At 51.8% G+C, this 4,333-nt stretch carries 5 protein-coding genes and 1 pseudogene; 2 read left to right on the top strand and 4 right to left on the bottom strand.

Translation table 11 applies throughout. The features are described from left to right. Both BHE89_RS10495 and BHE89_RS10485 read left to right on the top strand, forming a co-directional pair. Positions 1–355 (top strand): annotated as a pseudogene (locus BHE89_RS10495) (phage head-tail adapter protein); the annotation flags it as partial. Between the two features lie 211 nt (positions 356–566). Then, complete coding sequence (locus BHE89_RS10485; RefSeq protein WP_077885171.1) at positions 567–866, top strand: RNA-binding protein; 300 nt, start codon at positions 567–569, stop codon at positions 864–866. Positions 867–957: 91 nt separating this feature from the next. Here BHE89_RS10485 and BHE89_RS10480 read toward each other — a convergent pair whose 3' ends face one another. The 4 genes from BHE89_RS10480 to BHE89_RS10465 all read right to left on the bottom strand — a co-directional run. Further along, positions 958–1,446 carry a hypothetical protein gene (locus BHE89_RS10480; RefSeq protein ID WP_069370001.1) on the bottom strand — a complete coding sequence of 163 codons (489 nt, stop codon included), beginning with the start codon at positions 1,444–1,446 and terminating at the stop codon, positions 958–960. A gap of 14 nt (positions 1,447–1,460) precedes the next feature. Beyond that, complete coding sequence (locus BHE89_RS10475; protein WP_069370000.1) at positions 1,461–3,653, bottom strand: DNA topoisomerase III; 2,193 nt, start codon at positions 3,651–3,653, stop codon at positions 1,461–1,463. Beyond that, on the bottom strand, positions 3,653–3,886 hold the full coding sequence (locus BHE89_RS10470; RefSeq protein WP_001191892.1) for a hypothetical protein: 234 nt from the start codon (positions 3,884–3,886) through the stop codon (positions 3,653–3,655). The genes BHE89_RS10475 and BHE89_RS10470 overlap by 1 nt, the downstream gene beginning before the upstream one ends. Further along, positions 3,868–4,333, bottom strand: a 466-nt coding sequence (locus BHE89_RS10465; protein ID WP_128860455.1) for a hypothetical protein, incomplete at its 5' end; no start/stop codon positions are given. The genes BHE89_RS10465 and BHE89_RS10470, both read right to left, overlap by 19 nt.

Below are 4,333 nucleotides of genomic sequence, written 5' to 3'. Positions count from 1 at the left end.
AAAAAAGGTAAAGCGTCAGCCAAAGCAATTTGTTAAGACCGTAAATGGCGTCACCCTTGAACGCCAATTGGTGGCAGATGCAAGAGACCAGTTGGAAATGCAAACAGGCGTCTGGCTCAAACAACCTCAGCTCATCGAGCTGATGGAAGAGTCGGGCATAGACGAAACTCTAGCAGATTTTGGTGAGGCTGAAACACAGATCCGAGAAATGCTGGCGGATGCGTTGGCGATGAAACTGGTAGGGCGCTCATGGCCCAAGTGTGGAGCCCTCTATAACGCGGCAGAAAAGTCCGACGTTAACTTTTCCTCCGAGCTTGATGCTGCGGCAAAAGAAGCTGGATACATGGTTCACTAAATGGGATTTGGTGTGGACAAGATAGATCGGCAAAGTTGGCTCGTTAAATTCAGGCGAGCGAAGTGTCAGGACACTTTAGACACGATGCGGGATGCGGCCATTCGCAACTATGAAGGGAATATTCGTGTTATCGCGGATATTGTATTGGCCCATGAGGCGAGAGAGACAGAAATTGAAAAAGGGATGTTTTGTCGAATAGCTAGATAGTCTGATGAGCTATCAGGTGGTGATTATGAAAAAGAGAATACTTCATCTGCCCGTAAAAAAGATTTACTTCGATCAGATTAAATCTGGAGAAAAACCAGATGAATATCGCCTCGTTACAGACTACTGGATAAAAAGACTAGAGGGGCGCGAGTATGATGAAGTCCATGTTAAGTGTGGCTACCCAAAGGCTGGAGATATGTCCAGGATAGAGATTCGTCCTTGGCGTGGCTTCTCAAGGAACGTCATAACGCACCCGCATTTTGGAGATTGTCCGGTTGAAGTATTCGCCATCCATGTGAATTGAATGGTGTATGACAACTGTGCTTGGTAGGAAAATCAGGTATCAAAAGAAATTGGGTTATTAAAGATTAGGGGCCATCGGCCCCTTAATTGTTTTAGTTTGTGAATATTGAACAATCGAGGTGGGATAGTGCTTGTTCGTAGCTGCCTTTGTTGTTCGTCTTACGCAGCTCCACCAGCTCAACAATCAATTGACTTAAAGCCAGAGATTGAGGCTCCCAGACGCGCTTGCATTTGACCGCCATGTTGGCATTTACGTCTGTAATGACGTACAGGAAATCAGGGACCTCTTTCAAGGTCCCCAGGCCTTTTGCCATATCAACAGCCTCAGGATTTTGATAGCTTCGAGTGGCGCTCAGCTCGTCGTGGGGAATATAGCTGGCAGTCGCCGCAGCCAAACCTGACGCCATGCCTTTACCTGCGCTTTTTGCAATGGCCGAGCTGGTAGCTAGAGTTGGCATGATGGCCTGGCCCATTTGGCTGGCGGATGCCGCCGCCAAGCCAGAGGCGATGTTCTTCCCTGCATCTTCGGCAATGGCTGAGCTGGTGGTGAGCATCGCAGTTAAAATGATTGTTCCAAACATACTTAATTCCTCTATCAATCCATAAAGTCCGATTTTTTGAAGGGCATAGTGCCTTTGCAATCGGGATAGGCGGTGCAGCCCCAGAACTTAGACGCTCGCTTCTTGCCTGGTGCTTTTCCTTTCCTGAGACGCATCGGGCTACCGCAATCTGGGCAGTCTGGACAATCCTCAGCCGCGATACGCTTCTCGGGTTTCCCTCGGTTGTCTGGGAACGTCTTCTTGCAAGCCTCGTTCTGGCAGCCCCAGAAAAAACCGTTCTTCCCTTTGATCCGGTGCATCTCTCCACCGCAGTTGAAGCATTCGTGTGAAGGAGGCTTCGCGCCCTCGAAGGCTTTAGCCATCGCGCCACCTTCTTTGGTCAGAACCGGTGCGGCCACTTTGAGCTGCTCAACCATTTGGCAGATCCAGGTGGAAATCTGCTTCATGAAGACAGACATATTCCCGGAGCCGGAGGCGACTTTCTCAAGCTCCTGCTCCCAAGCCGCAGTCATGCCGGGTGATTTGATGGCTGGTGGAAGCACTGCGATAAGCGCATGAGCCTTATCAGTTGCAAGCAGTACCTTTTTCTGACGTTTGAAGTAGCCTTTATCAACAGCGCCCTGGATGATGCTTGCGCGTGTTGCTGGAGTGCCTAAACCGGCTGTGTCTTTGAGAATTTGCTTGAACTTCTCCTCAGTCACGAACCGGGCAATGTTCTCCATCGCGGCAAGCAATGTGGCTTCGGTGAAGTGCGGTGCTGGCCGCGTCATTTTGTTTGCCAGCTCGGCACCATTAAGCAAAGCGGGTTCGCCCTGGCTAACCCTGGGGAGCTTCTCTTGTTCAACCGGCGCGTCGGTGTCTTCCCCCTCGTCCTTGGGACTGCTTTCACTATCAGAAGCAAACAAAACCTTCCAGCCTTGTTTGGTAGGTGTCTTACCAGAGGCCGCAAAGAGGTGACGCCCACACTGCACCTCGATGGAGGTTTTGGTGAACTCGAACTCGCTGTAGAACTGCGCGATGTAGAAACGACGGATGGCGTCGTAAAGATTGAACTCGATCTCAGACATGGCACTGATGTCTGTTCTGGCCGGTGTTGGAATGATCGCGTGGTGCGCGGTCACTTTGGCGTCATTGAATACCCTGGTCTTGCGATGAGGATCTGCGCCAGCCACCAGCCCAGAGACGTTCTGATCGGACAAAATGAGCGCCTGGAGAATGTCCGGAATGTCTTCCTTTTGGCTCTCGGGTAGATAACGACTGTCAGTACGAGGGTAGGTGGTCGCTTTGTGCGTCTCGTACAGAGCTTGAGCTGCATCCAGTACCTGCTGAGCGGTGTATCCCCATCGTTTGCTTGCGTATTGTTGCAGCGACGTTAGATCGAAGGGGAGGGGGGCTGACTCTTTACCTGGTTTGGTTTCTGCTTTGCTGATAACAGCATTGGCACCATTGACCTGGGAGGCTACCTGCTCGGCATAGGCCTTATTGACGCACCGGCCTTGCTCGTCACTGCACTCTTCTGGTGGTATCCATTGGGCGGCAAACTGTCCATTCTGTACGGACACGTTCACACCCAGAGTCCAGTATGGTGAGGGGGTGAAACCGGCGATCTCTCGGTCCCGTTGACAAACAAGAGCGACGGTTGGGGTGATAACCCTGCCAACGTGAAGAGTGTGGTTGAAGCCGACATCTCGGGCCAGCACTGTGTAGAGGCGGCTCACGTTCATGCCTACCAACCAGTCAGCGCGTTGCCGTGCCAATGCGGCGTAGTAGAGTGAGACCGTATCCTTGCCATCCTTTACGTTGTTCAGCGCTTTCTTGATGCTTGACTCATCGAGAGCCGTCAAACAAACCCGGCGAATAGGGCCAGAGTAGCGGAATCGATCCAGAAGCGAACGGGCGATAGCCTCACCTTCGCGGTCGTAGTCCGTTGAGATGTAGATGGTGCTCGCCTTTTTGACCAGTCCCTCAACAATTTTGTACTGTTTGAACGCACTCTTGCGAACGTTGTACCGCCATGACTCTGGTGCAATAGGGAGGGTCTCCAGTGACCATGACTTGTAGCGTTCGTCATAATCGTCTGGCATATACAATTCCAGCAGGTGGCCGAACGCCCACGTAATAACGCGGTTTCCTCCATCATGGAGAAATCCATCACCTCGTTGGGAGGCCTTCATTACGCCAGCCAAATCTTTGGCCTGAGAAGGCTTCTCGCAGATATAAAGGTCCATTAAGCAGCTCCTCTCATCTTTGATTCCAGATTCGCCAGCTCAGCCCAGCTTTGGGCCAGACCTTTGACTTCGGGGTAGTCTCTGGAGAGGTTTTCGAGGACTCCAGAAATGACATAGGCCGCTTCGCGGGAATTACCCCTCGAACCGGCCTCCTGGAGCATGATTGATAAAGCGTCGAAGAGCTCAGCCTTACGGCTTGGCTCTGTCTGGTTTCTTATTTCAGAGCTTTGCATGGGTTCACCACTGAATAGGGACGCACGGACTCGCGCACAATGCGGCGATCTGCGTCAGTTACAGCCTGGCTGGTGCAAAAGTGCGTCCAGGCATTCAGATAATCTTGATAGGTGTGGGTAGGTGGTATGCAGCCGGTTACAACATCCTTGGGGATGTTTGTAGTCCCCTCGGCTTCCACAAAGCGCCAATCGTGCTCGTCCATACCTTTGCCGCCATCGCAATAGCGTTCCCAGCGTGACAACTCGTACAGCGAGTAGCCTTTGCCTTTATTCATGGACTTGAAGGTATTGATTGCTTCGTTCACATCCCCGTGCTGCTTGATCCCTGCTGGAGTTTTATCTGAACCAGCGGAGTCATCTTTGACCTTGTTCATCGTTGCGCTGACATTACCGTCGCCCAGCACATGGATATAACCAGGTTGACGTAATGCAGCACCACCGCGCCCC

Origin of the sequence: Shigella sp. FC1967, from assembly GCF_001743005.1 — a bacterium.
Classification (GTDB): domain Bacteria; phylum Pseudomonadota; class Gammaproteobacteria; order Enterobacterales; family Enterobacteriaceae; genus Proteus.
This window is presented reverse-complemented; position numbering and strand designations above follow the sequence as displayed.

Coding starts and splice junctions, on each gene's coding strand:
- BHE89_RS10485 (WP_077885171.1), top strand. CDS start 567: ATGAGCTATCAGGTGGTGATTATGAAAAAGAGAATACTTCATCTGCCC.
- BHE89_RS10480 (WP_069370001.1), bottom strand. CDS start 1,446: ATGTTTGGAACAATCATTTTAACTGCGATGCTCACCACCAGCTCAGCC.
- BHE89_RS10475 (WP_069370000.1), bottom strand. CDS start 3,653: ATGGACCTTTATATCTGCGAGAAGCCTTCTCAGGCCAAAGATTTGGCT.
- BHE89_RS10470 (WP_001191892.1), bottom strand. CDS start 3,886: ATGCAAAGCTCTGAAATAAGAAACCAGACAGAGCCAAGCCGTAAGGCT.